At 72.7% G+C, this 26,888-nt stretch carries 20 protein-coding genes; 11 read left to right on the forward strand and 9 right to left on the reverse strand.

What is annotated here, in order from left to right; genetic code table 11:
• Positions 1–172: 172 nt before the first annotated feature.
• Positions 173–2,584, forward strand: coding sequence for an HAD-IC family P-type ATPase (locus ACWD4J_RS20625; protein ID WP_451396840.1), 2,412 nt, complete (start codon positions 173–175; stop codon positions 2,582–2,584).
• Between the two features lie 55 nt (positions 2,585–2,639).
• Here the strand turns inward: ACWD4J_RS20625 and ACWD4J_RS20630 are convergent, their stop codons facing one another.
• The 3 genes from ACWD4J_RS20630 to ACWD4J_RS20640 form a co-directional block, all read right to left on the reverse strand.
• The gene (locus tag ACWD4J_RS20630) at positions 2,640–3,563 is read right to left on the reverse strand and encodes a hypothetical protein (protein ID WP_451396841.1); all 924 of its coding nucleotides are present in this window, start codon (positions 3,561–3,563) and stop codon (positions 2,640–2,642) included.
• A gap of 253 nt (positions 3,564–3,816) precedes the next feature.
• Positions 3,817–7,098 (reverse strand): sacsin N-terminal ATP-binding-like domain-containing protein, encoded by a 3,282-nt coding sequence (locus ACWD4J_RS20635; RefSeq protein WP_451396842.1) that lies wholly within the window; start codon positions 7,096–7,098, stop codon positions 3,817–3,819.
• A gap of 347 nt (positions 7,099–7,445) precedes the next feature.
• Positions 7,446–8,366: a DUF3027 domain-containing protein gene (locus ACWD4J_RS20640; protein WP_451396843.1), complete on the reverse strand. Its 921-nt coding sequence runs from the start codon at positions 8,364–8,366 to the stop codon at positions 7,446–7,448.
• A 419-nt stretch (positions 8,367–8,785) separates the two neighbouring features.
• On the opposite strand from ACWD4J_RS20640, the gene ACWD4J_RS20645 reads away from it, so the two are divergent.
• The 4 genes from ACWD4J_RS20645 (at position 8,786) to ACWD4J_RS20660 (ending at position 12,456) form a co-directional block, all read left to right on the forward strand.
• Positions 8,786–10,180 (forward strand): MFS transporter, encoded by a 1,395-nt coding sequence (locus ACWD4J_RS20645; RefSeq protein ID WP_451396844.1) that lies wholly within the window; start codon positions 8,786–8,788, stop codon positions 10,178–10,180.
• A gap of 92 nt (positions 10,181–10,272) precedes the next feature.
• The gene (locus ACWD4J_RS20650; RefSeq protein WP_451396845.1) at positions 10,273–10,773 is read left to right on the forward strand and encodes a DUF2771 domain-containing protein; all 501 of its coding nucleotides are present in this window, start codon (positions 10,273–10,275) and stop codon (positions 10,771–10,773) included.
• Complete coding sequence (locus tag ACWD4J_RS20655) at positions 10,743–11,597, forward strand: futalosine hydrolase (protein WP_451396846.1); 855 nt, start codon at positions 10,743–10,745, stop codon at positions 11,595–11,597. The genes ACWD4J_RS20650 and ACWD4J_RS20655 overlap by 31 nt, the downstream gene beginning before the upstream one ends.
• Positions 11,590–12,456: a 1,4-dihydroxy-6-naphthoate synthase gene (locus tag ACWD4J_RS20660; protein WP_451396847.1), complete on the forward strand. Its 867-nt coding sequence runs from the start codon at positions 11,590–11,592 to the stop codon at positions 12,454–12,456. The genes ACWD4J_RS20655 and ACWD4J_RS20660 overlap by 8 nt, the downstream gene beginning before the upstream one ends.
• Before the next feature lie 41 nt (positions 12,457–12,497).
• Here the strand turns inward: ACWD4J_RS20660 and ACWD4J_RS20665 are convergent, their stop codons facing one another.
• Positions 12,498–12,881: a cold-shock protein gene (locus ACWD4J_RS20665; protein ID WP_451396848.1), complete on the reverse strand. Its 384-nt coding sequence runs from the start codon at positions 12,879–12,881 to the stop codon at positions 12,498–12,500.
• 180 nt (positions 12,882–13,061) lie between these two features.
• Between ACWD4J_RS20665 and ACWD4J_RS20670 the strand changes: the two genes are divergently transcribed.
• The gene (locus ACWD4J_RS20670; protein ID WP_451396849.1) at positions 13,062–13,343 is read left to right on the forward strand and encodes a hypothetical protein; all 282 of its coding nucleotides are present in this window, start codon (positions 13,062–13,064) and stop codon (positions 13,341–13,343) included.
• 41 nt (positions 13,344–13,384) lie between these two features.
• On the opposite strand, the gene ACWD4J_RS20675 is transcribed toward ACWD4J_RS20670, so the two are convergent.
• Together ACWD4J_RS20675 and ACWD4J_RS20680 are read right to left on the reverse strand one after the other, a co-directional pair.
• Complete coding sequence (locus ACWD4J_RS20675; protein WP_451396850.1) at positions 13,385–14,008, reverse strand: HAD family hydrolase; 624 nt, start codon at positions 14,006–14,008, stop codon at positions 13,385–13,387.
• A 72-nt stretch (positions 14,009–14,080) separates the two neighbouring features.
• The gene (locus ACWD4J_RS20680) at positions 14,081–15,106 is read right to left on the reverse strand and encodes an HAAS signaling domain-containing protein (protein WP_451396851.1); all 1,026 of its coding nucleotides are present in this window, start codon (positions 15,104–15,106) and stop codon (positions 14,081–14,083) included.
• 317 nt (positions 15,107–15,423) lie between these two features.
• On the opposite strand from ACWD4J_RS20680, the gene ACWD4J_RS20685 reads away from it, so the two are divergent.
• The 3 genes from ACWD4J_RS20685 (at position 15,424) to ACWD4J_RS20695 (ending at position 20,276) form a co-directional block, all read left to right on the forward strand.
• The gene (locus tag ACWD4J_RS20685) at positions 15,424–18,147 is read left to right on the forward strand and encodes a helicase-associated domain-containing protein (RefSeq protein ID WP_451396852.1); all 2,724 of its coding nucleotides are present in this window, start codon (positions 15,424–15,426) and stop codon (positions 18,145–18,147) included.
• Between the two features lie 124 nt (positions 18,148–18,271).
• Complete coding sequence (locus ACWD4J_RS20690) at positions 18,272–19,915, forward strand: DNA repair helicase XPB (protein ID WP_451396853.1); 1,644 nt, start codon at positions 18,272–18,274, stop codon at positions 19,913–19,915.
• 76 nt (positions 19,916–19,991) lie between these two features.
• On the forward strand, positions 19,992–20,276 hold the full coding sequence (locus ACWD4J_RS20695; RefSeq protein WP_451396854.1) for a type II toxin-antitoxin system RelE family toxin: 285 nt from the start codon (positions 19,992–19,994) through the stop codon (positions 20,274–20,276).
• A 19-nt stretch (positions 20,277–20,295) separates the two neighbouring features.
• Here ACWD4J_RS20695 and ACWD4J_RS20700 read toward each other — a convergent pair whose 3' ends face one another.
• Positions 20,296–21,483, reverse strand: a complete 1,188-nt coding sequence (locus ACWD4J_RS20700; protein WP_451396855.1) for a glycosyltransferase 87 family protein — start codon at positions 21,481–21,483, stop codon at positions 20,296–20,298.
• A gap of 140 nt (positions 21,484–21,623) precedes the next feature.
• A complete protein-coding gene (locus tag ACWD4J_RS20705; RefSeq protein ID WP_451396856.1) occupies positions 21,624–21,812 on the reverse strand; it encodes a hypothetical protein in 189 nt (62 codons plus the stop codon).
• Between the two features lie 470 nt (positions 21,813–22,282).
• Here ACWD4J_RS20705 and ACWD4J_RS20710 point away from each other — a divergent pair, with 470 nt between their 5' ends.
• A complete protein-coding gene (locus tag ACWD4J_RS20710) occupies positions 22,283–24,442 on the forward strand; it encodes a HelD family protein (RefSeq protein WP_451396857.1) in 2,160 nt (719 codons plus the stop codon).
• Between the two features lie 168 nt (positions 24,443–24,610).
• Positions 24,611–26,062: a collagen-binding domain-containing protein gene (locus tag ACWD4J_RS20715; protein WP_451396858.1), complete on the forward strand. Its 1,452-nt coding sequence runs from the start codon at positions 24,611–24,613 to the stop codon at positions 26,060–26,062.
• A gap of 91 nt (positions 26,063–26,153) precedes the next feature.
• Here the strand turns inward: ACWD4J_RS20715 and ACWD4J_RS20720 are convergent, their stop codons facing one another.
• Positions 26,154–26,855 (reverse strand): copper homeostasis protein CutC, encoded by a 702-nt coding sequence (locus ACWD4J_RS20720; protein ID WP_451396859.1) that lies wholly within the window; start codon positions 26,853–26,855, stop codon positions 26,154–26,156.
• Positions 26,856–26,888: the final 33 nt, after the last annotated feature.

Here is a 26,888-nt window from a genome sequence, read left to right on the forward strand (position 1 = left end):
CTTGCTCCGACCACCCGGCTCGCCCCGGATTGCCAGTAAATGTCAATCGTCATGAACCGATGCAAGCCGGGCGCGATTCCAAGATCTTCAGGACATTCCTAGGGCTGCCCCGCCGCGGAGCCCGAGGGCGCTCGGCGGGTGAAGGCGGCGTTCCGCCCGTACCGTCGATTGCATGACGCCTATCGATGCGGGCGCCGAGCTCGATCCGGTGCACCCCGTGCCGATACCCCGCGGGCGACCCTCGCCGGGGCTGACCGCCGCCGAGGTCGCCCGGCGGGTGGCGCGCGGCGAGGTCAACGACGTCCCCGTGCGCAGCAGCCGCTCGACGGCCGAGATCGTCCGGGCCAACGTCGTCACCCGCTTCAACGCGATCATCGGCGTGCTGTGGGTGATCATGCTGTTCGTCGCGCCGTTCCAGGACAGCCTGTTCGGCTATGTGATCCTCGCCAACACCGGCATCGGCATCCTCCAGGAGCTGCGCGCCAAGAAGACGCTGGACTCCCTCGCGGTGATCGGCGAGGCGAGACCGACGGTGCGGCGCGACGGTGTCGCCGCCGAGATCGGCACCTCCGAGATCGTCCTCGGCGACCTGATCGAGATCGGCCCGGGTGACAAGGTCGTCGTGGACGGTGCCGTCGCGGAGGCCGACGGTCTGGAGATCGACGAGTCGCTGCTCACCGGCGAGGCCGACCCCGTCGTCAAGAACCCCGGCGACCCCGTGATGTCCGGCAGCTTCGTGGTGGCGGGCGGCGGCGCGTTCACCGCGACGAAGGTGGGCCGCGAGGCGTACGCCGTGCAGCTCGCCGAGGAGGCGTCCCGCTTCACGCTCGTCCACTCCGAGCTGCGGACCGGCATCTCCACGATCCTCAAGTACGTGACGTGGATGATGATCCCGACCGCGCTCGGCCTGATCATCAGCCAACTCGCCGACGAGACCGACAATTCCGGCTTCAAGGACGCGATCGCCCGCACGGTCGGCGGCATCGTGCCGATGGTGCCCGAGGGGCTGGTGCTGCTGACCTCCGTCGCCTTCGCGATCGGCGTCATCCGGCTTGGCCGAAAACAGTGCCTCGTGCAGGAGCTTCCGGCGATCGAGGGGCTCGCGCGCGTCGACACCGTCTGCCTGGACAAGACGGGCACGCTGACCGAAGGCGGCATGGACGTCACCGACGTGCGTGCGCTGGACGGCGCGGACCGGACGTACATACGCAAGGTCCTCGGCGCCCTGGGCGAGTCCGACCCGCGGCCGAACGCCAGCCTCCAGGCGATCATCGACGCGTATCCGGACAGTGACGAGTGGCGCTGCACGGAGTCGGTGCCCTTCTCCTCGGCCCGCAAGTACAGCGGCGCCAGCTTCAGCGAGGGCAACGGCGAGTCCAGCTCATGGCTTCTCGGCGCGCCCGACATCCTGCTGCCCGCCGGACACCCGGCGCTGGCCGAGACCGAGCACCTCAACGAACAGGGGCTGCGGGTGCTGCTGCTGACCCGCGCGGTCAAGGAGCTCGACGACCCCAAGGTCACGGACGGCGCGTGCCCCACCGCGCTCGTCGTACTGGAACAGCGGCTGCGGCCGGACGCCGCCGACACCCTGCGCTACTTCGCGGACCAGGACGTACGCGCCAAGGTGATCTCGGGTGACAACGCCGTGTCGGTCGGCGCGGTCGCCGCGAAACTCGGCCTGCCCGGCGCCGAGAACACCCTCGACGCACGGTCGCTCCCGCAGGCGCGCCCGGAGATGGCCGAGGCCCTCGACGATCACACCGTGTTCGGCCGGGTGACCCCCCGGCAGAAGCGGGACATGGTCGGCGCGCTGCAGTCACGCGGGCACACGGTCGCGATGACGGGTGACGGCGTCAACGACGTCCTGGCGCTGAAGGACGCCGACATCGGCGTATCCATGGGCTCGGGATCCGAGGCCAGCCGGGCCGTCGCCCAGATCGTCCTGCTGGACGACAGCTTCGCGACGCTGCCCTCGGTCGTCGCGGAGGGCCGCCGGGTCATCGGCAACATCACACGCGTCGCGACGCTCTTCCTGGTGAAGACCGTCTACTCGGTGCTCCTCGCCATCCTGGTGGTCTGCACGCAGGTCGAATACCCGTTCCTGCCACGCCATCTGACCCTGCTGTCGACGCTCACCATCGGCATCCCGGCCTTCTTCCTCGCCCTCGCCCCCAACAAGGAACGCGCCCAGCCCCACTTCGTACGGCGGGTCATGCGGTACGCGATCCCGGGCGGGACCGTCGCGGCGGTCGCGACCTTCACGACGTACATGCTGGCGCGCCACCACTACACCGGGCCCGACGAACTGGACGCCGAGACGAGCGCGGCGACGCTCACGCTCTTCCTGATCGCCATCTGGGTCCTCGCGATCATCGCGCGCCCCTACACGTGGTGGCGGATCGGCCTCGTCGCGGCGATGGGCGTGGCATTCCTGCTGGTGCTCGTCGTTCCCCGGCTAGAGCAGTTCTTCGCGCTGAAGCTGGTGGGCACGACGATGCCGTGGGCCGCGGTGGCCATCGCGGCGGTGGCGGCGGCCGCCCTGGAGTTCCTGTGGAGATGGGTCGGCCGCCGCTTTCCTGCCTGAGCCCTGTGGGCCCGGCGGTTACTGCTTCGGGTACCAGCGGCTACTGCTGCGCGTACTACTGCACGTCGACGAAGTCACCCGTGGCGTTGACCGCCGGGGTGGTCGAGGTGCCCGCGAAGCTGTAGCGGAAGTAGCCGTCGACGGAGGCCGTGACGGTGGTCTTCAGGTAGCCCGTGCTGTCGGACGTGATCGTCTTGAGCGTGGTGTAGGTGGTGGTGCCCTTCTTGCGGAACTGCAGCTTGACGGACTGGTTGGTGTAGCCCTTGTAGGTGTTCGTGTCCCAGTTGGCGCGGGTCAGCTTGCCCGTGACCGTGATGGTCTTGCCCTTCGCCACCGGCTCCGGCGAGGCGTTGACCGTCAGCTTGGAGTAGCGCTGCACCAGGGTGGAGCCGAGGTCGCCCTGGTCGGCGTACCCGACCTTGGTGATGTCGAAGTCGCTGCTGGACGGGTCCTGGCCGTTGTACGCGATGGCGAGGGCGCCGGCCTTCCAGCCGCCGGCGTCGGTGTTGGACAGGTCGCCGTTCGCCGGGTAGATGTCGATGTCGCCCGTGCAGGTGGCGGTGGTCGACGAGGTGGCCGTGCAGGTCGCCGGGTCGTCGCCGAACAGCTCGTTGTCCGGCGCGTCCCACGTGCCCTTGTAGATGTAGGGGCCGGTGTAGAAGTCGTCGGCGGTGATGTCGACGTCGGAGCCGTGGGTCAGGGTGTAGGTGACCGGGACGGCGACGTGGTTGGTGGTGCCGACCTTGATCGCCTTGCCGATCTTGAGGTCGGAGAAGGTGACGTCCATGGCGTACGGCGCGGGGTCCGTGGTGTCGGCGGTGCTGAACGCGGTCTTGCCGGAGGAGGCGCGAGCGGCCTCCTGGATCTTGGCGACGTCCGCGCGGTAGGACGCGGAGTCATCAGCCTGCGCGGCCGGCACGGCGAAGGCGGAGAGGGCCAGGGCGCCGGAGACGGCGGCCACAGTGGCGCGTATGTGCATGCGATCCCCAAGTGGAGAAAGGGGCCCGACGGTTGTCGCCTTCACGTGGGGCCCAAGTGATCGTGGAGTCTGTCTGACTCGAGTGATCAGATCCGCGCCGGAAAACAATGGTTGTGCGGATTGTTAAGTCTTTGTGTACGCATTACCAAGTTATGTGCGCACATTACCGAGATCACAGCAAACGGCCCGGAGGTCGCGCGGACAACGCCGCGCGGCCTCCGTCTGCTTCGGGATCTCGAACCCGTACGGGCGCTCAGTCGAACCAGCGGTCGCGCGCCAACTCCTCCGTCCTGGACGGGTCTTCGAGCAGCGCGGCGACCTCGAAGCGGCGCGGCCACTGGCCCGCCGCCCAGGCCAGGCCCGCCGCGACGCCCTCCAGCGTCGCCGCGTGGACCGTGCCGTCGGGCGTCTGACGCCAGTCCAGCTCCGTGCCGGCCACGACGAGTTCCTCGTACTCCGTGTACGTCTCCGGGGTCGCAGGGCCGAGGAGCACCCGGACCGACTCCGGGACCGGGTGCACCACTCCCTCGCCCGCCACCTCCGCGGTCACCGTCTCGCTGAGGCGGCGCACCTGGAACAGCTCGGCGAGGTCCGCGGCGCGCGACGGGCGTACCGGGAGCAGCGGCAGCCCCGCGGCGAGCGGCAGCAGGTCCGGGGCGTCGACGACCACCGCGTCGGCCGCGTCGACGACCGTGACGCGGCCGTCCACGACGGCCCTCAGATCGTCCGGGAGCGTCACCTGCTCGGGGTCGAGATCCGCCAGCAGCCCGTAGACGGCGTGGAGTTGGGCCCCCGTGACGTCGCGCTCCGGATCGGCGAGACGGTCGAGCAGCTCGGCCGCGCCACCGGGTTCGGCGAGGAGCGCGGCGACGGAGGTGCGGACGCCGAGCGCCCGCAGCACCTGCTCGTCGTCGAAGCCCGTCGCGTCCGCCGGGTCGTACAGCCCGGCAAGCAGCGGGTCACCGCCGGCGGCGCGCAGACCGGCCGGGCGGCGGCCGTCGAGCACCGGGTGGCCGCGCAGCCACCAGGCCGTGTACGGGCGAACCGTCTCGGTCGTACCGTCCGGCAGCAGGATGCGCACCGGCTGGGTGAGGGCGTCCCTGAGCGGCGGGTGCGACAGCAGCGCGAGCGCCTGCGGCCAGCGGTCGTCGTCGACGAGGTCGAGATCGCGTACGGCGACGATCTCGGTGGCGACCGGCGGTACGGGCGTCTCGGGCAGCCGGTCCAGGATGTCCTCGCACCAGACGTCGACGGCATCGAGCAGGCCCGCGTCGTCCGGCTCGGGGAAGTCGCCGCTGCGCGGCTCCAGTTCGTCCGGGTCGAGGACCACGTCCGTGGCACGGACCAGCGCGAAGTTCGCGAGGACACCGCAGGCGGCGAGCGGCTGCTCGCCCCAGCGCCCGGCCAGTTCGGCGTCCACCTCGGCCAGTTCGCCCTCGCGCATGACCTGCGCGAAGGGGCTGCCGGGCAGCACGAGCTCGCCGGCCGGGGCGAGCTCCCCTTCCTCGTCGGGCAGCGCGAGCGCACCGAGCCATGGCTCGTCGCCCGGCTCGAGCCCGGCGTCCCGCACGAGCGCGAGGACGAGATCGGCGAGCTCCTCCGCGTCCAGCGCGTCCTCGTCCCAGGAGTCGTCCTCCAGCGAGCCCGCGACGGCGGCCCGCACCTGAGGCGTCGTCAGCACGGCGCGGGGCGTGGCGGGAAGCGCGCCGAGCTTTTCGAGGAGGGGATGCGCGGCGTCGGGGTGGGCGACCTTGAGGCCGAGCCGGGCCAGCGCGGCGGCGGCCGGAGCACCGGGCTCTTCCCCGGGCTGCTCCGCGAGCTCCTCCGCGTACTCCTCCTCGTATGCCTTCGCATACTCGCCGGCCTCCACGCTCTCGCCGGACGGAGGCACCGGCAGCAGCACCTGCCGCGGCCCGATCGTGGTACGGCCGTCGGCCAGCGGCACCGGCAGCCCCGACAGCCGGTCCGGGTCGACGCCGGCAAGGCTGTCGTACAGCCGCCGCCACCACTCGGGCTCCCGCTCCAGACCGGCGAGCCGGTCGATCGCCTCGGTCAGCGGGACCCGGGCGACACCCAGGGTGCGCAGCTCCACGCGGCGTTCGAGGCCGGCGGGCAGCAGGCTCGGCAGCACCTCCGCGAGCACCCGCACCGTGTCGGCGCCCGCGCCCTCGACGACCTCCGCCTCGCGCGGCCGCAGCGCCACGGGGACGGCCGGCTCCGTGCCGGGCGCCGGGGCCTCGCCCTCGGGGGTCCAGGCCGGCTCGGCCTGTTCCTCCTCGCGCTCCACCGCGGGCGGCAGGAACGCCGTGCGCGGCAGCCGGTCAAGGACGGCCTCGCGCAGCGCCCCGTCCAGGACGCCCTTGCCGAGCGGGCCCGGAACGAGGTCGATCAGCTGCGTGCTCAGCGGGCGCCAGCCGGCGAGCAGTTCGGCATACGCGTCCGCCGCCCGCTGCACGAGGAAGTCGGTCAGCGGGCCCGGCGCGGCGTGCCGGCGCATCGTGTCCAGCGGCAGCGACGCGATCAGCAGCGCCGGCACGCCGAGCGGCTCGTCGCTCGGGGTCGGGGCGTGCACGACCGGGGCGGTACGGGGGCGGCGCGGGGCGCCCTCCTCGTCCACCGGGACGGCCCAGGTCACCGACCAGTACGGGCGCAGCCGCTCCTCGACCGGGCGGTCCGCGAGCAGCTCGGGGTCGAGGGAGCCGTGGCGGGCGACCGTGCGCCAGCGGCTCGTGCCGTGGCGGGTGTCGTCGATGACAATGTCGGAAGCCGCCTCGGGGTGCGGGCGCCGCCGCAGCGTGCGGACTCCGTCCGCCGCGCCCGGGGTCTCGATGACGACCTCCTCGAGACCCGGGAGGCTCAGCAGGAGCGCGTCGTCGACGCCCTCCAGCAGCCGCTCGACCAGGTCGCCCGCCGCCGCGTCGCGCAGCGGCAGGATGACGACGGTGTCGTAGCCGTCGGGGGCGGTGCCCTCGGCGGGGAGCGGCAGGCGCAGGAGCGGTACGTGGCCCTCGCGGCGGCGCAGCTCGTCGCCCAGTCCCGGGCTGTGGCGCGCGGTCTCGGCGGCCAGCTCGCGGGCCTCGGCGAGCGACCACCGTACGCCGCCGTGGCGGCCGACCAGCGCGGGCTCGTCGGACACGGCGAGCACGGCGGCGAAGCCGACGCCGAAGCGGCCGACGGCCGCGGGCCTGCCCTCGCCGTGCTCCTCTCGCTTCGCGGAGGCGCGCAGCGTGGACAGGGACTCGACGCCCACCGCGTCGAGGGGGGCGCCGGTGTTGGCGGCGGCGAGGACGCCGTCGCGCAGGGTGAGGCGCAGCCGGCCGGGGACGCCTGTGCGTGCCGCCGCGTCGGCGGCGTTCTGCGCCAGCTCCACGACCAGGCGGTCGCGGTAGCCGCCGAGCGCCACGTCCTCCTCGGCGTTGGCGTCCTCCCGGAACCGGGCCGGACTCGCGCCCCAGGCGTCCAGCACCCCGCGCCGCAGACGCGCCGTCCCGAAGGGATCCGCCCCCTCAGGGGCCGGCCGCACGAACTTGCTCACGGTGGTCACTCCTTGCCTCCGCCTCCGGCACGGTTTGCTGTTCCCGGCGGCGACGCGGTTACGCGCGGCCGCCGCCCGAAGGTACCGCGCGTCTGCCCCTGCGGGTCCGCTGGTGCGCCACCTGCCGGTGGCTGGGTCGGGGCCACAGGGCACCTGCAGGTCTCGCCGTTGTGGGCAATCGTTCCGCAGGGCTGGGGGCACCTCCCAGCGGTAGCTGGGGGAGGGTGGGCACAACACCACGACGCACGGTGCGCGCAAACCGTCGTCCAGCCCGGGGCATGGGGCCCCGCCCACGACCGGGGGGCACCCCAAAAACGCGGGCGCCCCAAAGCTGCGGCCGCCGGAGGCTAGCTGTGGCCGAACTCCTCCGCCGGCCCCTCCGTCTCCACAGACCCCGAGTCCGCCGCAGGCCGCAACGGCATCTCATCCACCCGAGTCTCATCCAGCACCGGCGGAGCCGGCCGCGGCGGCTTCGGCATGACCGCCGCCTCGGAGTGCGCCCCACACCCGTACGCAAGGGAGACCACCCGGCCGTCGGCCGGTGAGAACTCGTTCGAGCACACGCCGAAGGCCTGCCGCAGCGACCCGGCCAGCGGCATCAGAAACCCGCAGCTCACACAGGACGCAGGCGCGGCCTGCGCCATCTGTGTCTTGGGTCCGTACGACTCCTCCCAGCGGTCGGCCGCCGTGTGCAGCCCGTACCGCGAGAGCACCCGCGCCCGCCGCATGCCGAGCTCCTCGGCAACCCCGGCGATCGAGCCCCGCGACGGCGCGACCGGCAGGTTCGCCGGCGCCCCGCCCGTGACCTCGGCGTCCTCGGCCTCGACGAGCTCGGCCATCTCCTCCGACACGGCGGAGTTCGGCGGCGGCACGTCCTCGTCGCTGAATCCCGGCTCGAGCCGCAGATCCTCCGCCTCGGTCGGCAGCAGATCGCCCGGACCGAGGTCGCCGGGCCTCAGCCGCTCGCTCCACGGCACCCACTCGGGGGCCAGCAGCGCGTCGGGACCGGGCAACAGCACCGTCTCGTCCAGCGTCACGACCTTGGCGCGCGAGGCCCGCGCCACCGTGACGGCCCAGCGCCAGCCCCGGTACCCCGGCTCCTTGCACTCGAAGAGGTGCGTGACGACCCGGTCGCCCTCGACGACCATCCCGGCATGCTCGCCGACGACACCGGGCGCGGCTGTCTCCTCCGCCGCGGCACGGGCAAGCTCGACGGCCTCGGCGCACAGGCGGTCAGGGGTACGGCTTCGCGTTGTCGCTGCGCTCACAGGTATCGCTTCTCTCCTACGCCGTCTCACGAGTGCGCCGTACGGCAGCGGATGTACCGGGAGCGGGACGGAGCGGACCTGGGGGCCGCGTCGACGTCCGCGCCCGGTTCGTCCCGGGCGCACCTACGTCACCCATTCTGCGGGATGCCGGAGGGGTGCGCGGCCGCGGACTGCCGTTGAATTGCGCGCTATGCACGCTACCCTCTCCGGGCCCGTGGGCCCACACCGACGTCTGTCCCGCTGCGCTTTCCGGTGCGCGGGCCGGACCCACGCTTTCCGGTAACCGTACGTCGTGGGTCGTGCCCACCCTCCCCGGGACGGCACCGCCCACCGGCCGGAAGCCGGGGCGGCGCCCGGACGAGACGCCCATACGCGCGGTAACCGCACTACCCACCGCCCCCGCGGGGCACTATGACGGAGTGGCAGCCGCAAAATCGTCCGCCTCGAGCGGGGAGGCAGGTCCGGTCAGCAGGGGCGCCCGCACGGTCGGGCGTGCCCTGCATCTGCCGTTCACGGGCGCGGCGCGCGGCATCAGAAAGGCGACGCACGCGCACGGCGCGGGCGAATCGGGCCTCGGCAAGCTCATCGAGCTGCACGGCGTGAACGGCGCGGGCGACGTGATGATCACCGTCGCCCTCGCCTCGACGGTCTTCTTCTCCGTGCCGACCGACGAGGCCCGCGGCCGCGTCGCGCTCTACCTCGCCATCACCATGGCGCCCTTCACCCTCCTCGCCCCCGTCATCGGCCCCCTCTTCGACCGCGTCCCGCACGGCCGCCGCGCCGCCATGGCCGGCGCGATGCTGGCGCGGGCCCTCCTGGCGCTCATACTGTCCAGCGCCGTCGTGACGGGAAGCCTGGAGCTGTACCCGGCGGCCCTCGGCGTCCTCGTCGCCTCCAAGGCGTACGGCGTGGTCCGCAGCGCCGTGGTCCCCCGGCTCCTCCCGCCCGGGTTCTCCCTGGTCAAGGCGAACTCACGGGTCACGCTCGGCGGGCTGCTCGCGACCGGGGTGGCCGCGCCGATCGGGGCGGGGCTGCAGCTGATCGGCCCGCGCTGGCCGCTGTACGGCGCGTTCGTGATCTTCGTCGTGGGGATGCTCCTGTCGTTCTCGCTGCCGCCCAAGGTCGACTCGGCGAAGGGCGAGGGCAAGGCGCTGCTGGCCGCGGACGAGGAGCATCTGCACGGTCCGCACCTGAAGAAGACGGCGGGGCGGCGCCCGGGACTGCGTACCGTCGGCCCGGCCGTGACGCATGCGCTCGCCGCCAACGCGGCGCTGCGCTGCCTGTCCGGCTTCCTCATCTTCTTCCTCGCGTTCCTGCTGCGTGAGCATCCGATGGCCGGGCAGAGCGCCGCGGTGTCGCTGGGCGTGGTGGGCGTGGCGGCGGGCACGGGCAATGCGCTGGGCACGGCCGTCGGGGCCTGGCTGAAGGCCCGGGCGCCGGAGGTGATCATCGTGACGGTCGTCGCGATCGTGCTGGCCGTGGCCATCACGACGGCGGTGTTCTTCGGGACGTTCCTCGTCGCGTGCCTGGCCGCGTGCGCCGGTTTCGCGCAGGCGCTGGCCAAGCTGTCGCTGGACGCGCTGATCCAGCGGGACGTGCCCGAGCTCGTGCGGACGTCGGCGTTCGCACGCTCCGAGACGCTGCTGCAGATGTCGTGGGTGGTGGGCGGCGCGATCGGTATCGCCCTTCCCCTCAACGGCGTACTGGGGCTGTCGGTGGCCGCCGGCATCGTCGCCGTCGGCTGGCTGTCGACGGTGCGCGGCCTGCTGAAGGCGGCCCGGCACGGCAGCACCGCACGGGCCCGGGTCGCCTGACCGGGCCGGCACCGCATCCGGGGGTGACACGACCCCGCGGCACGCCGTACCCCACATGGCATGTCCTCGTAGGGCGCCGATAGCCTTCAGCCATGACCTCCCTGCCCCGCGGCAGTGCCGCACGTGAACACCGCCCGGCGAACCGCCGCCGCGCCGTCGCTGCGCTCGGCGCCGTCTCCGCCGGACTGCTCCTCCTGTCTGCCTGTGAGAAGCCGACGCCGATCGCCACCATCACGGTCGGCGGCGATTCGGTGCACTCGGAGGCCTCCTGTTATGCGGGCGGCGAGGCGCTGAAGACCTCGCAGCTGCAGGAGTGCCTGAAGGACACGGACATCAAGACCATCAAGGTCGACCCCGACGAGACCGTGCGCTTCGGCGTGGACCCGGACATCGCGGACAAAAGCTGGACGATCCTGATGAACGGCCAGGCCCTGACCGACGCCAGCACCAAGACGTACCGCACCATCCCGGGCAGCGTCTTCTTCAACCAGCAGTACGGGGCCAGCGGCTCCACCACGACCGTGAGCATCCTCGCGGGCAGCAACTCGAAGGCCACCGGCCTGTGGTCGTTCAAGCTCAAGAAGGACGCCTGACCACGGCTTCCGTACGGGTCCTGGTAGCCACCGCCGTCCCCGTCGAACGGGACGCGGTGGCGCGGGCCTTCGCCTGCCCGGTGCGGGAGGTGGCGCTCCCCGGGACGATCCTGCACCGGGTCGAGCCCGAGGCCCCGCCGGCCGAGGCACCCACCGGGGCGTCCGCCGCCCCTCCCGTCGGTATACCCGCCGCAAGCCCCGGCCCGGCATCCGCCACGGACGACCGCACCGGGAGCCGGTACGACCTGCTCGCCGCCGGCGTGGGCCCCGCCGCCGCGGCCGCCGCCACCGGAGCCGCGCTCACCGCCGCCGCGCTCGCCGGGGAGCCCTACGACCTCGTCGTCTCCGCCGGCATCGGCGGCGGGTTCCCGCCCCACGCGCCCGTCGGCTCGGTCGTCGTCGCCGACGAGATCACCGTCGCCGATCTGGGGGCCGAGACCGCCGACGGCTTCGTGTCCGTGACCGGTCTCGGCTTCGGCACCGTCACCCACCGTCCCCCGCGATCACTCGTACGGGATGTGGCCGCTGCCACCGGTGGTGTGATGGGGACCGTCCTGACCGTCTCGACGGTGACCGGCTCGGCCGCGCGCGCCGCCGAGCTGCGCGCCCGCCACCCGGGCGCCACCGCCGAGGCCATGGAGGGGTTCGGCGTCGCCGAGGCGGCCGCCGCACACGGCCGTCCCGTGCTGGAGATCCGCACGGTCTCCAACCCCGTCGGTCCGCGCGACCGCGCCGCCTGGCGCATCCCGGAGGCACTCGCCGCGCTCACCGAGGCGTTCGGGAAGACCGTGCACGTAGTGGAAAGTTGGAAGAAGCATGACTGAGCAGCCGCAGACGGAGACCGGGACCGTGAAGATCGCGTACTCCCCCTGCCCCAACGACACCTTCGCCTTCGACGCCTGGGCGCACGGCCGTGTCCCCGGTGCCCCGGCGCTCGACGTCACCTTCGCCGACATCGACATCACCAACGGCATGGCCGAGCGCGGCGAGTTCGACATGCTGAAGGTGTCGTACGCCGTGCTGCCCTGGGTACTCGAGGAGTACGCCCTGCTGCCCTGCGGCGGCGCGCTCGGCCGCGGCTGCGGGCCGCTCGTCCTCACCCGCGAGGCGGGGGCCGACCTGCGCGGCAAGACGGTCGCCGTGCCGAGCGAGAAGTCGACGGCGTATCTGCTGTTCCGGCTGTGGGCCGCGGACACCGTGCCGGGCGGGGTCGGGGAGATCGTGGTGATGCCCTTCCACGAGATCATGCCCGCGGTGCGCGACGGCAAGGTCGACGCGGGTCTGGTGATCCACGAGGCCCGCTTCACGTATCAGAACTACGGTCTGCACTCCCTCGCCGACATGGGCGAGCACTGGGAGCTCACGACCGGCCTGCCGATCCCGCTGGGCGCCATCATCGCCAAGCGGTCGCTGGGCGCGGAGACCCTGCGGCTGCTCGCCGAGTCGGCGCGCACCTCCGTCCGTATGGCGTGGGACGACCCGGAGGTCTCCCGTCCGTACGTCCTGGAGCACGCCCAGGAGATGGACCCGGCCGTCGCCGACCAGCACATCGGGCTGTACGTCAACGAGTTCACGGCCGACCTGGGCGAGGACGGCTACGCCGCGATCCGCGGGCTCCTCACACGCGCGGCGGCCGAGGGGCTCGTACCGCCCCTCGGCCCGGATGCGCTGTCGTTCCCGTAAGCCGGCCTTCCAGCCGTTTGTGAACGGTCGTCTGTCGGCGTCTATACGTCCAGCTGGTCCGCTACCGCCCGCAGCAGGCCCGCGATCTTCTTGCCGGAGGCCTTGTCGGGGTAACGGCCCTTCTCCAGCATCGGCGTGATGTTCTCCAGCAGCGTCGTCAGGTCCTGGACGATCGATGCCAGTTCGTCCGGCTTGCGGCGCTGCGCGGCGGCCACGGAGGGGGTCGGGTCCAGCACCGTCACCGACAGGGCCTGGTCGCCGCGCTGACCGGCGACGACACCGAACTCCACGCGCTGGCCCGGCTTGAGTGCGTCGACGCCTTCGGGCAGTACGGAGGAGTGAACGAAGACGTCACCGCCGTCGTCGCGGGAGAGAAAGCCGAAGCCCTTCTCGCTGTTGAACCACTTGACCTTGCCGGTAGGCACCTGAAGTCCTCGTCCTCGTACTCGTCTGCGCCGCTTCGTCGGTTGAGAGCGGCAGGGGAAAACGGCTCTGGATAGCAGTACAGCGGGTCCAGCGACCCGCCGGCACCAGGCTAATGGTCCGGGGGCCCGTGACAAGACGTCGCCGGACTGTTCCTCTGGGCTGGGAACTACCCTGGTGCGGTGCGTGACACTCATTCTTCCCTGGGGACGTCTCCCGGACTCCCGGACCAAGCGAATTCCGCCGGAGCCGGTGACCGGCTGGTCCGGGTCGGTGCGATCGTCTTCTTCGCCGGGGCCGTCGCCACGCTGGTCACGGTGGCACCGCTGCTCCTCGGCACCAAGCCCTTTCCCACCTTCATGTTCGGCCTGAGCATGCTCATGGGCGTGGGGTTCCTGATCGCGGGCGCGGGAGTGCTGCGCTCCATCGCGGCACAGCGGCGCCAGGCGCGTTCGGGGCGTTAGTCGCTCGGCGGGTCAGCCGGGCCAGGGGCCGGAGCCCCGGGCTAGGCGATGGCGCGGTAGTGGTCCGCCAGCCAGGCCGGGAACTCGGTGAGGTCGCCGAGCACCACGTCCGCGCCCGCCGCGCGCAACTCCTCCGCATCGCACGGGCCGGTCGACACGGCGACGGACAGCGCGTCCGCGGTGCGTGCGCCGCGTACGTCACCGGTGTGGTCGCCGACGTAGACGCTCGCGTCGTGCTCGCGCAGCGCCTCGGCCTTCCGCTCGGCCCACAGGTCGCCGATGACCTCGTCCGCGTCGATACCCAGATGCGTCAGGTGCAGCTTGGCGTTGGGCTCGTACTTCGCGGTGACGACGATGGCGCGGCCGCCCGCCGCCTGCACGGCGGCCACCGCCTCCCGCGCGCCGGGCATCGCCGGCGTCCCGGTGATCGCGTGTGTGGGATACATCTCACGGTACAGACCGGCCATCTCCGGAATCCGGTCCTCCGAGAACCAGTGGGCGAGCTCCACCTCGAGCGGCGGGCCGAGCCGGGTGATGGCGAGATCGGCGTCGATGTACGTGCCCGTACGGGTCGAAAGCGCCAGGTACGCCGCGTGGATGCCCGGCCGGGAGTCGATCAGGGTCATGTCGAGGTCGAAGCCGACCGTCAGAGCGCGCGAGGTCATGCAGGCCATTGTGCCCAGGTCGCGAAGACGGCCTGCGGCCCGCTGCCTTCCCCGCCGCTGGCGGCGCCCAGCTCACCGCCGGTGCCGCCGTGCCCGCCACACCAGGAACAGTGCGGAGGCGACGGCCGCGCCGCGTACCGCCCAAGGCCAGGTCTCGGTCACCGCGGCCGCCATGTGTCCCTGGGCGATCGGCTCGCCCCAGCGGCCTTCGCTGCGGCCCCACAGCCAGCCGACCGCTGCCGCGGCGACCACCCCGGGCATCCCCAGGACCGCCCACTTGGTCTCGGCGGCGCTGAGCCGGCGTGAGCCGTAGGCGATGAGCCAGCCGAGCGCGAGGGCGAACCACTTGTCGAGGACGACGCCGCCAACGAGGAGGGCCGCGGCCAGCAGCAACAGGGGGCTGCCGAAGCCGGTGACACGCAGCCGGCTCAGGCGCCGCCCGGCCGTTGTCCCGTCGGCGGGGTCGGCGACATCGGCGGCCCCGCCGTCCTCGTCCTCGCCCTCTTCGTGATCCTTCTCCGCCTCCGGCGGGCGCAGTATCTCGGGGATCTCGACGCCGCCCACGAAACCCGGCACGGTGTCGGCGACGCCGAACGGGGTGCTGTCCACCCTCCACCAGTCCGGTTCGGAACCGCTCGGCCCCAGCTCGTCCTCGCCCGCGAGATGCGGCGGCGACGCCCCGGTCCGGGGTCGCGGCGGATCCTGCTCGCGACGCGGCCGCGGCACCATGCGGCGCAGCCCCTTCGGCCGCTCCGGCGGCGCCGCCGCATCGCCGGCACGCTGCCGCGGCACCGCGGGCCGGCTCCGCCGCTCGCTCGGCACGGCTCCCGGCCTCTCCTGCTGCTCAGTACGCGATACGTCGCCGCGGCCGGTGCGGTCCGCCGCCGCGACCACCTCGTCGGGGGTACCCAGCCGGTCCAGGATGCGGCGGACCACGGCCGGACTGTCGGCGGTCGCATCCGACCTGCGCCGCTCGATCTCGCTCCGCAGCTCGGAGACCAGCCGCATCCGGGTGGCGGACGGCAACTGCCGCTGCTGGGCGAGGTCGCCGACCCGGCTCAGATAGTCGAAGACGAGCTGATCGCTCTCAATCCCCACGAAGTCCCCTCCGGGACAAGCACATTGAACTACCCGCCGACGACGTTACCGCGCCCACCGCGCCACACCCCGCAACCGCTACCGCTGTGGGCAGCCGTTCCTCCCCCAGCCACGCCGGGAGGTGCCCCCAGGCGATGGGGGTACCTCCCATGCCCTCAAGGCAATGGGGGAGGGTGGGCACAGCCCACGCCGCGCAGCACCCCGCGTGCGTCCCAAGCCCCGTGCAACGGAAGGCGCCCCCGACGCACGGCACCCCGCGAACAAGCTGAGCCCACGGAACCCGCCCCCCGCCGGAGGCACCCGGTACCGTTGACCGGATGAGCACCGAGCAGACCCGGGAGCCCGCCCCCGCGCCGGCGCAGTCGGCTCCGGAAACGGCGGACACGCCCGCACCCCCGCGCTCCCTCGCGGAAGCGCTCCGCGCCCGCGACGACGAGTCGCTGGCCGCCCTCCTGCGCGCCCGCCCCGACCTGCTCACGCCCGTCCCGGGCGATCTCACCCAGCTGGCGACCCGCGCCGGCACCCGCGCCTCGGTCGTCCGCGCCCTGGAACACCTCGACCGCTTCACCCTGCAGACGGCGGAGGCCCTGGCCGTGGCCCCGGACCCCGCGGCGTACGAAACGCTGCTCTCCCTCCTCACCGGCGACCGCGCCGACGCGGCCCCGGACGTGACCACGATCGAGCACGCCTTCCCCGGAGCCCTCGCGACGCTCCGCGAACAGGCCCTGGTCTGGGGCCCGGACGACCGTCTCCGCCTCGTCCGCACCGCCCGCGAGCTGCTCACTCCGTCGCCGCAGCACCCGTCCCCGACAGGGCTCGGCCCGACGGTCGCGGAGGCCACGGCGGGGATGTCGCCCGGCCGGATCCAGGACATCGTGGCGGCGGCCGGGCTGCCGACGACGCACGACGCGGTGTCGGCGGTCGCCGCGCTGACCGAGCTGTTCACGGACCGCACCCGTATGTCGGCGCTGCTGGACGGGGCGCCGGCGGATTCGGTGTCGGTGCTGTCGCGGCTCGTGTGGGGTCCTCCGTACGGGCAGGTGACCGCCGATCCCGCGGCGCATCTGCGCTGGCTCCTCGACCGCGGTCTGCTCCTGCCGACGGCTCCGGGCACCGTGGTGCTGCCCCGCGAGGCCGCGCTGCACCTGCGCGGTGGCCGTGCGCACCGTCGGCCGGAGCCGGTGCCGCCCGCGCTGGAGTCCGCGGCCGAGTACCGTCCACAGGTTGTGGACGCGACGGCCGCAGGCCAGGCGTACACGGCGCTGGCGACCGTAGAGGAGCTGCTGAAGGACTGGGACGAGGGCGGCCCGGCGGTACTGCGCGCGGGCGGCCTCAGCGTCCGCGATCTGAAGCGGACGGCGGTGGCACTCGACGTCCCGGAACCGGTGGCCGCCTTCTGGGTCGAACTCGTGTACGCGGCCGGTCTGGTGGCGTCGGACGGCGAGGCCGACGAGCGGTACGCGGCGACGCCCGCGTACGACGAATGGCTGGAGCTGCCGCCCGCCGAGCGCTGGGCCCAGCTGGCCTCCGCGTGGCTGGCGGCGACCCGCACGGCCGGCGTGGTCGGCGGCCGGGACGCGAAGGACCGCACCCTCTCGGCGCTGGGCCCCGGCCTGGACCGCTCGGCCGCGCCGGAGGTACGCCACCGCGTCCTCGCGCTCCTCGCCACGCTCCCCGAAGGCGCCGCCTCGACCGCCGAGTCCCTTCTCGCCCGCCTCCGCTGGGAACGCCCGCTGCGCACCGGCACCGCCCAGTCGTCCAGCCGGCCACCCGCCCAGGACGACCTGCGCACCCGCCTCGCCCGATGGACGCTGACGGAGGCGGAGCTCCTGGGCGTCACGGGCCGGGGCGCTCTGTCGTCGCACGGCCGCGCGCTGCTGGGGGTCGCCACGGTGCCGCCGGCCACGGGCACCGGACCCGGCACGGGCGCCGGACCGCACGCGGGCGCCAGGCCGGAGGCGCCCTCCGGGCCAGGCGCGGGCGCCGGTGCGAAGCTGCCCACCCACGGTGCCAAGGCGCCCGCCCGCCAGGCGGACAGCGCCGACGAGACTCCGTCCGCCACCCTCACCCCGGCCACACCCCCCTCCCCCGCCGAAGCCGCCGTCCACGCGGCCCGCGCCACGAGCCTTCTCGCGCCCCTTCTCCCCGAGCCCCTCGACCACGTCCTCCTCCAGGCCGACCTCACGGCCGTCGCGCCAGGCCCGCTGCAGCGGCCGCTCGCCGACACGCTCGACGTGCTCGCCGACGTGGAGTCGAAGGGCGGCGCCACCGTGTACCGGTTCACGCCGGGGTCCGTACGGCGGGCGCTGGACGCGGGCCGTACGGCGTCCGATCTGCACGCCTTCCTCGCCGCGCACTCGCGCACCCCCATCCCGCAGCCCCTCGCGTATCTGATCGACGACGTGGCCCGCAAACACGGGCATCTGCGCATCGGGGCGGCCTCCGCGTACGTCCGGTGCGACGACGACGCGGTGCTGAACGAGATCCTCGCCGACAAGCGGTCGGCGCCGCTCCGGCTGCGCCGTCTCGCGCCGACGGTGCTGGCCGCCCAGGCCGATCCGGCCACGCTGCTCGACGGGCTGCGCGGCATGGGGTTCGCGCCCGCGGCGGAGAGCCCGGAGGGCGACGTACTGATCACGCGGGCGCACGCCCACCGCACCCCGCCGCGCACCGCCCCCGAGCCCGTACCGGAAGGCCCGCCCGTGCCCGACGCCACGCTGCTGGGCGCCGCGGTGCGCGCCATCCGCGCCGGCGACCGGGCGTCGACGGCCGCCCCCAGGACGGGTCCTGAGCACGCCGGCGAGCTGCCGCGCACCACGGCCGCCGAGACCCTCGCCACGATGCAGGCGGCGGTGCTGACCGGCCAGGCGGTCTGGATCGGGTACGTCAACGCCGAGGGCGCCGCCAGCCAGCGCGTGATCGCGCCGGTCCGCGTGGAGGGCGGCTTCGTCACGGCGTACGACCACACGGCGGACGAGGTGCGCACCTATCCGCTGCACCGCATCACGGGCGTCGCGGAGCTGGCCGAGGACCAGATCTGACCGTCGCACCACGCACGGGAATGTGACCGGCGCCACATGACAGCCCCACCGTTTTCGGCGGTGCGGCAAACTGGACGTTTGGCTGTGCACACCGCACAGACCGCGCAGAAAGGGACGGACACGAGTGAACGGACCCCTCATCGTCCAGTCGGACAAGACCCTTCTCCTCGAAGTCGACCACGAGCAGGCCGGCGCCTGCCGTCGTGCCATCGCGCCCTTCGCGGAGCTGGAGCGGGCCCCCGAGCACATCCACACCTACCGTGTGACGCCGCTCGGCCTGTGGAACGCGCGCGCCGCGGGCCACGACGCCGAGCAGGTCGTGGACGCCCTCGTGCAGTACTCGCGCTACCCCGTCCCGCACGCGCTCCTCGTCGACATCGCCGAGACGATGGACCGCTACGGCCGCCTCACGCTCTCCAAGCACCCGACGCACGGCCTGGTCCTGACGACCACCGACCGGCCCGTACTGGAGGAGATCCTGCGGTCGAAGCGGATCAAGCCGCTGGTGGGCGCCCGTATCGACGCCGACACGGTGGCCGTGCACCCGTCCGAGCGCGGCCAGATCAAGCAGACGCTGCTGAAGCTCGGCTGGCCGGCCGAGGACCTCGCCGGATACGTCGACGGCGAGGCGCACCCGATCGAGCTGGCCGAGAACGGCTGGGCGCTGCGCCCGTACCAGAAGCAGGCCGTGGAGAGCTTCTGGCACGGCGGGTCCGGTGTCGTCGTCCTGCCCTGTGGGGCAGGAAAGACGCTGGTCGGCGCGGGATCGATGGCGCAGGCGAAGGCGACGACGCTGATCCTCGTCACGAACACCGTCTCGGCCCGCCAGTGGAAGCACGAACTGGTGAAGCGGACGTCGCTGACCGAGGACGAGATCGGCGAGTACAGCGGTACGCGCAAGGAGATCCGCCCGGTCACCATCGCCACCTACCAGGTCCTGACGACGAAGCGGAAGGGCATCTACCCGCACCTGGAGCTGTTCGACTCCCGCGACTGGGGCCTCATCGTCTACGACGAGGTGCACCTGCTGCCCGCGCCGGTCTTCAAGTTCACGGCCGACCTGCAGGCCCGCCGCCGCCTGGGCCTGACCGCGACGCTCGTACGGGAGGACGGCCGCGAGTCGGACGTGTTCTCGCTGATCGGGCCGAAGCGTTTCGACGCTCCGTGGAAGGAGATCGAGGCGCAGGGCTACATCGCGCCCGCGGACTGCGTCGAGGTCCGCGTCAACCTCACCGACTCGGAGCGGCTCGCGTACGCCACAGCGGAGACCGAGGAGAAGTACCGCTTCTGCGCGACGACGGACACCAAGCGCAAGGTCACCGAGGCCCTGGTGCGCAAGCACAAGGGGCAGCAGACCCTCGTCATCGGCCAGTACATCGACCAGCTCGACGAACTGGGCGAGCATCTGGGCGCCCCGGTGATCAAGGGCGAGACGACGAACGCGCAGCGCGAGAAGCTGTTCGACGCGTTCCGGCAGGGTGAGGTCAGCGTCCTGGTCGTGTCGAAGGTCGCCAACTTCTCCATCGACCTGCCGGAGGCGACGGTCGCCATCCAGGTGTCGGGCACGTTCGGCTCCCGCCAGGAGGAGGCCCAGCGCCTCGGCCGCGTCCTGCGCCCGAAGGCCGACGGCCACCCGGCGGTCTTCTACTCGGTGGTCGCCCGCGACACGATCGACCAGGACTTCGCGGCCCACCGCCAGCGGTTCCTGGCGGAGCAGGGATACGCGTACCGGATCGTGGACGCCGACGAGCTGCTGGCCGGGGGCTGATCCGACGGCTCCCGGGATGCCGGGACCGGTCGGTACGCTGGCCGGACGGCACAAGTCATGGCAAGGAGGGCACCCCATGCCTCGTGAGGACGTCTACGAGGTGCTGTACACGGAGTCGGCGGCCCGTGACCGCGACCGCCTGGACCCGGTGCGCAGGGCTGCCTTCGACAAGGCCATAGACATCCTCGCGCGCGATCCGTACACCGAGGTCTCCCGGCCGATCGGCATCGGCGACCAGGACCGGGAGATCCGGCTGACATCACAGATCGTCGCGGAGTACATGGTGTCCCGCGGGCGGCTGCTGCTGATCATGCTGCGCATCTTCGACGACGCGGACATCCTCCTGCCCGAGGAGGGCTGAGCGGCCGCGCTCCCAGCACTCAGCCGACCCGTACGCGCGGGCGCGGGTTCCGCTCTCCGCGTGGCACGGGGAGTCCGGGCACCGGTGCGACCCGGCGGCGCACCGCCATCGCGGCCAGCAGCCCGAGCCCCAGCAGCGGATACGGCGACGCCAGCAGCTGCTGCCACCAGGGCAGCCGGAGATCCAGGTCGCCCTGGTGCGGGACCAGCCACATCGTGCGCGCGGCGAACAGGACCGCCACACCCGCGGCCAGCCGCGGGCGGCCCTCCGCGACCAGCACCGCGAGCAGCGGGACGCACCACACCCAGTGGTGCGACCAGCTGATGGGCGAGACGAGGAGCGCCGTGACGGCGGTGAGGAGGATGCCCCACCGGTCGTCGGGGACCCGGCGGGCGAGCCACAGGCCCGCCGCCGCGACGGCGGCCGCGGGCACGGCCCACGCGAGGCCGGGCGACGGGTCCCCCAGAACCCGGGCGACGAGCCCCTGGAGCGACTGGTTGTCGACGATCCACGCCTTGCCCACCCGGTCGGTCTCGAACACCCGGCGGGTCCAGAACTCGACGCTGGCGGCCGGCAGGGCGAGCGCGCCCAGCAGTACGGTGCCCGCGAAGGCGGCCAGCCCGGTGAGACCCTCGCGCACCCGGCGCGTGAGCAGCAGATAGAGGATGAACACGGCGGGCGTGAGCTTGACCCCGGCGGCGATGCCGAGGGCGAAGCCCTTGCCGATCGCACCGGGCGCCCTGGTCAGGTCCCACAGGACCAGACAGGCCAGGGCGAGGTTGATCTGCCCGAAGATCAGGGTCTGGAAGACGGGTTCGAGCCAGAGGGCGGCCGCCGATGCGGCACAGACCGCGGGGAGCGTCGCGCGCAGCCCGGCGAACCGGCACGAGAGCCACACCAGCAGCGTGAGCAGCGCGGCGTTCCCGGCGACGAAGACGGCCTTCAGGATCGCCACGGGAAGCCAGGTGGTGGGTACGAAAAGGATCGCGGCGAACGGCGGATAGGTGGCGGGCAGTCGCCATCGGGTGACCGTGAAGCCGTAGAGATCACGACCGGTCACGACGGCGGAGCCCTCGGCCCGGTACACCAGGGCGTCGGCCATGGGGATGCGCTGGACGGCACAGAGCGCGAGAAGGGCCGAGACGGAGAGCGCGAGGAGCAGGGCTGCTGCGGTATGTGATCGGAGGATCACAGTCCGGTGCTTCACGGGCGCGACCCTAGTGGATGGACGCCCGCGTCAGGGGTTGCGGCGCCTGCGGGTCAGTGGCAGGGGCCAGGGCGACGGTGGTCAGCGACAGCGGGCCACGGCGGTGGTGATCAGCGGCAACGGGGCCACGGCGGTGGTGGTCAGCGGCGGTGGACGCCCGCTTCCTCCGCGTACTCGCCGAGGACGATCACTCTGAAGGCGGCGCTCGCGAAGACCCTGACGGCGCGCAGCACGTCGCCGATGCGGTGGCTGTGGCGGCTTCCGGTGGCCGCGGAGGCGCCCGGTGGGCCGGAGTGGAAGGGGGACGGAGAGAAGGCTGCAGTGCTCATGTCTCCATTGTGGAAACCGGGCCCGGCAGGGGCATCGGCCCTTCGATGTAATCTGCGGCGGCTCCGTGTACACCCCGCGACGGACCCGTCCCCCTGAGGTCGTGTCAGGGTCGCAGGCCCTGATACGGAGGCCCGGCCATGGAGGTTCCGGTACGGGCGCGCGGACGCGCCGGGAGACCGCCGGCTTCCCGCGGCCGTGACACACGCGACGACCCGCCCGCGGTAATTCGTTGGCCATGCCACCGGCCCGTGTCCTAGAATCGCCGACCTTGCCCGCCTCCCTGCGAGGGGCGCGGCCGGCCGGACGGAAACCGGCCGGCATCCCGCTACGACAGCATGCGCACGCCGCGGCCCCCGTACGGCACACCGCCGCCCGGCCGCCGGACAGCCGCGTCATGAGCCGTAACGCCCTGCTCAGAGCAGCACCGAAGCAGCACCTTGTCACGCAGCACCTTTCCGGAGGCAACCCCGTGTCCAGCTCGTCCGCGCCGTCCGCCGCCCCGTCCAACGGCCCCTCCGACGGCCCCGGCCCATCCGACGGCCCGTCAGACGATCTCCTCACCCGCGAACGCACCCATCTCGCCGCGTCCCGCGCCGCCTTGCGGGCGATGCGCGAGGACGTGGAGTCCCTCGACATCAGGGACGTCACGGCCAACTGGGTGAACGCGGAGGTCCTGGGCCGCCAGATCGACGAGCGCATCAAGTCCCTCGCGGACCTCGCCCACACCCCGCTGTTCTTCGGGCGGCTGGACTATCTGCACGCCCCGGGCGCCGAGCAGGCGGAGGGCGCGGAGGGGGAGCAGTTCTACATCGGACGGCGGCACGTCCACGACGCCGACGGCGACCCGATGGTGATCGACTGGCGCGCCCCGGTGTCCCAGCCGTTCTACCGGGCGTCCAAGAAGGACCCCATGGACGTCGCGCTGCGCCGCCGCTTCGGCTACACCGGCGGCGACCTCACCGCGTACGAGGACGAACACCTCTCCGACCCGGCAGCTGCGACATTTTCCGGCTCCGCCGGAGGGGCGCGCACCAGCAAGCTGCTCCAGCAGGAGATCGAGCGCCCGCGCGTCGGCCCCATGCGCGACATCGTCGCCACGATCCAGCCGGAGCAGGACGAGATCGTACGGTCGGGCCTGTCCGGCACCGTCTGCGTACAGGGCGGCCCGGGCACCGGAAAGACCGCCGTCGGCCTGCACCGGGTCGCGTATCTGCTGTACGCGCACCGTGAGCGCCTCGCCCGCACGGGCACCCTCGTCATCGGCCCGAACGCGTCCTTCCTGCACTACATCGAGCAGGTGCTCCCGGCGCTGGGCGAGCTGGAGGTGAAGCAGGCGACGGTCGACGACCTGGTGGCGCACGTGGAGGTGCGGGGCACGGACGACGCGGCGGCCGCGCTGGTCAAGGGCGACGCGAGGATGGCGGAGGTCCTGCGCCGGGCCGTCCGCTCGCACGTCACGATGCCCACCGAGCCGGTCGTCGTGGTCCGCGGCTCGCGCCGCTGGCGCGTTCCGGCGTACGAACTGGATGAGATCGTCCAGGAGTTGCTGGCCCGGGACATCCGCTACGGCGCCGCCCGCGAGGCCCTTCCGCAGCGCATCGCGCACGCCGTGCTGGTGCGGATGGAGCAGGCGGGCGAGGCACCGGACGACCGGGTGCAGGACGCGGTGGCCCGCAACGCCGCCGTGAAGGCGGCCGTCAAGGCGATCTGGCCGCCCGTCGACCCGGCGAAACTGGTGCTGCGCCTGCTCTCCGACGCGGACTTCCTCGCCGAACACGCGGAGGAGATCCTCGACGAGCACGAGCAGAAGTCGATCACCTGGTCCAAGCCCGCGCGGAGCGTGAAGTCGGCGAAGTGGTCGGCCGCGGACGCGGTGCTGATCGACGAGGCGACGGACCTGGTGCAGCGCACGCACTCCCTCGGGCACGTCGTGCTCGACGAGGCGCAGGACCTCTCGCCCATGCAGTACCGGGCGGTGGGCCGCCGCTGCACGACGGGCTCGGCGACCGTGCTCGGCGACCTGGCGCAGGGCACGACGCCCTGGGCGACGCCGAGCTGGGACGTGGCGCTGCGTCACCTCGGCCACTCGGACGCGATCGTCGAGGAGCTGACCGCGGGCTTCCGCGTGCCCCGCGAGGTCATCGCGTACGCGTCCCGGCTGCTGCCCGCGATCGCCCCCGGGCTGGCGGAGGTGGAGTCGGTGCGTGAGGCCCCGGGCTCACTGACGGTTCGCCGGGTCGACGATGCCGCCGGCCTGGACGCGGTGGCCCTGGAGGCCTGTGCGGAGTCGCTGCGCCATGAGGGCTCCATCGGCCTGATCGCGGCCGACGCCCGCGTCCCCGCGCTGGCCGAGGCGCTGACGGCCGCCGGGATGACGTATCTCTCCCCCGGCGAGGAGACGACCCCGGACACCCGCCTGACCCTGGTACCGGCCTCCCTGGCGAAGGGCCTCGAATACGACTACGTGGTCCTCGACGAGCCCGCCGCCGTCGTCGACGGCGAACCGGACGAACGCACGGGCCTGCGCCGCCTCTACGTCGCCCTGACCCGAGCGGTCTCGGGCCTGATCGTGGTACATGCGGCACCGCTGCCGGAACAGCTCACACACCCACACCCTGAACGCTTCTGATCGAACTCGCCCACTTTCAAGCGGAAATTAAGCCTTTCGACAAGAACCGGCCTGATTCTGCTCATACATCCGTACTGGCGTGCGAGTGTACAAGCCCCGGGGTCATCCTCAAGGCCTCACCGAGCGTGCCTCGTCGAGGCCCACGGTGGAGCGAGGACCCTCGGCCGCATGAAGAAGATCAGGTGGCGCCCCGCCCGTGCGATGGGCGCCTGTGCGGCCATCCTGGCCCTCGCCCTCGCGGCCGCACCGCAGCAGGCGGTCGCCACAGCAGTCATGCAGCAGACCCTCACCATCGGCAACCCGCTGAACGGCAACAACGGCTTCGGTGTGATCACCGAGGGCGACCTCGTGCTGGGCAGCACCGAGACCGAAGGCACCGTCGCCGCCGGCGGCAACCTGGCCTTCGGAGCCGGGTACAACATCGCCCTGCACGGCACCGGCTTGTTCACCGCCCCCGGCGACGCCGAGCCCACGGCACTCCTCGTCGGAGGGAGGGTCGATTTCGCCAACACCAACCCGTCGGGCGTGCTGAGGATCCTCAACAACGGCTACGTCAAGATCGGCGACCTGACGGGAAGCGATGTCCTGACGCAGGACAGCAACGGCGCCTCCGTCAACACACAGGTCGTCGTCGCGGGCGCGGCGTACAGCTCGGCACCACGGATCGAACTGACGACGCGCCAGCCCGCAGCGTCGGTCGGCCCCGTCTCCGGTCTGATGGACTTCGCGTCCCTCTTCGCCCGGTTCCGCGAGCGGTCCACGACCCTGGCGCGATGCAACAACACGGTGGAGCTGCTGGACGGCAACGGCAATCCGCTGGCGGACCAGAGCACCGTACCGCCCGGGTCGAACATCAAGATCTCGCTGGCCACCGACCGTACGAACGTGCTCCATCTGACCGGAGCGATGCTGAACAACATCGCCACGCTGACGTTCCTCAACCGCCCGACACTCTCGGGGCCGCTGGTCGTCGTCGTGGACACCACGGCGGGCGGAGGGTCGTTCTCCTGGCACACCCCCACCCTGGCCGGCATCACCGGCAGCGACGCCCCGTACCTCATGTGGAACTACCCGGACGCCACGACGATCACCATCGCCAGCGGGGACACGGTCGAAGGGACCATCTACGCACCGCGTACGGACCTGACGGACGTGGTCCCGTCCAACATCGAGGGGGACGTGGTCGCGAGCACCTTCACCGCAGGCCCGCCCATCGGCGGGAACGCCGGCGAGATCCACGAGTTCCCCTTCGCCTCGGACCTGGAGTGCACCACGGGACCGGTCGAGCCGACGCCGGAGCCGTCGCCCACCTGTCCGCAGCCGACGGCGACCGAGCCGGGACTGCCCACGACGCCCGGCTCACCTGGCGCCACGACACCGGGAGCGCCGGGCACCACCACCCAGCCCGGGACCACACCGAGCGCCACCGGTCCCGGCGCCACGCCACCGGGCACCGCCCCACCGGGCGTGCCGACCACTCCGAAGCCGACGAAGACGTGTCCACCGCAGCTGGCACACACCGGTTCGGGGAGCCCGCTGGTGTTCCTCGCCGCCACGGCAGCTCTGCTGGCCACGGCCTTCGGCGGCGTACTGGTGCTGTGGCGGCGGCTGAGGGGCTGATGGTGGAGACAGCTGCTGGGCCCTGCAGCAAAGGCGGGGCCCGGGGCCCGGACGGCGAAGACCGCGCGGGCCCCGAGACCCGGGGTCCTGGTCAGGCACCGTCCAGCACGCCGCGCCACCGCTCAACGGCGTCCGCCGAGACCGGTTCCGACCAGCCGCCCGGGCGGGCCGCGCCACCGATGTGGAAGCCGTCGATGCCCGCGGCCCGCAGTCGCGGCACATGGTCGAGGCGGAGCCCGCCGCCGACCAGGATCTGCTGCGTGTACCCGGGTTCGCCGTGCCGGGCCGCTTCGCCGACGAGGACGTCGAGACCGTCGTCGACTCCGGCCGCCGAGCCGGCGGTCAGATAGGTGTCGAGTCCCGGCAGGTCCGCGAGCTGCTTGCGCAGAGCGTCGCGGTCGGCGGCGTGGTCGACGGCCCGGTGGAACGTCCACCGGCACCCGTCGACCGCGCCGGCCACGGCCTCGATCGCACCGAGGTCCGGGTCGCCGGCCGCGTCCAGGAACCCGAGGACGAACTCGTCGGCGCCTTCCGACCGCAGGGCACGGGCCTCCCGTACGAGCATGTCGAGCGCGGCGGCGTCGCCCACCGCGAACCCGTCCGCGGCACGCAGCATCACGCGCAGCGGAATGCCGACGGCCGCGCGGATGCGGGCGAAGGTCTCGCGTGACGGCGTGAGCCCGTCGGCCGCCATGTCGGTGACCAGCTCCAGCCGGTCCGCGCCTCCTGCCTGAGCGGCGACCGCGTCCTCGGCGGTGAGGGCGATCACCTCCAGAAGTGCACGCTTGCTCATGGGACCCCAATCGTCGGGTGGCTACAGGGCATA

Source organism: Streptomyces sp. NPDC002577 (assembly GCF_053594815.1).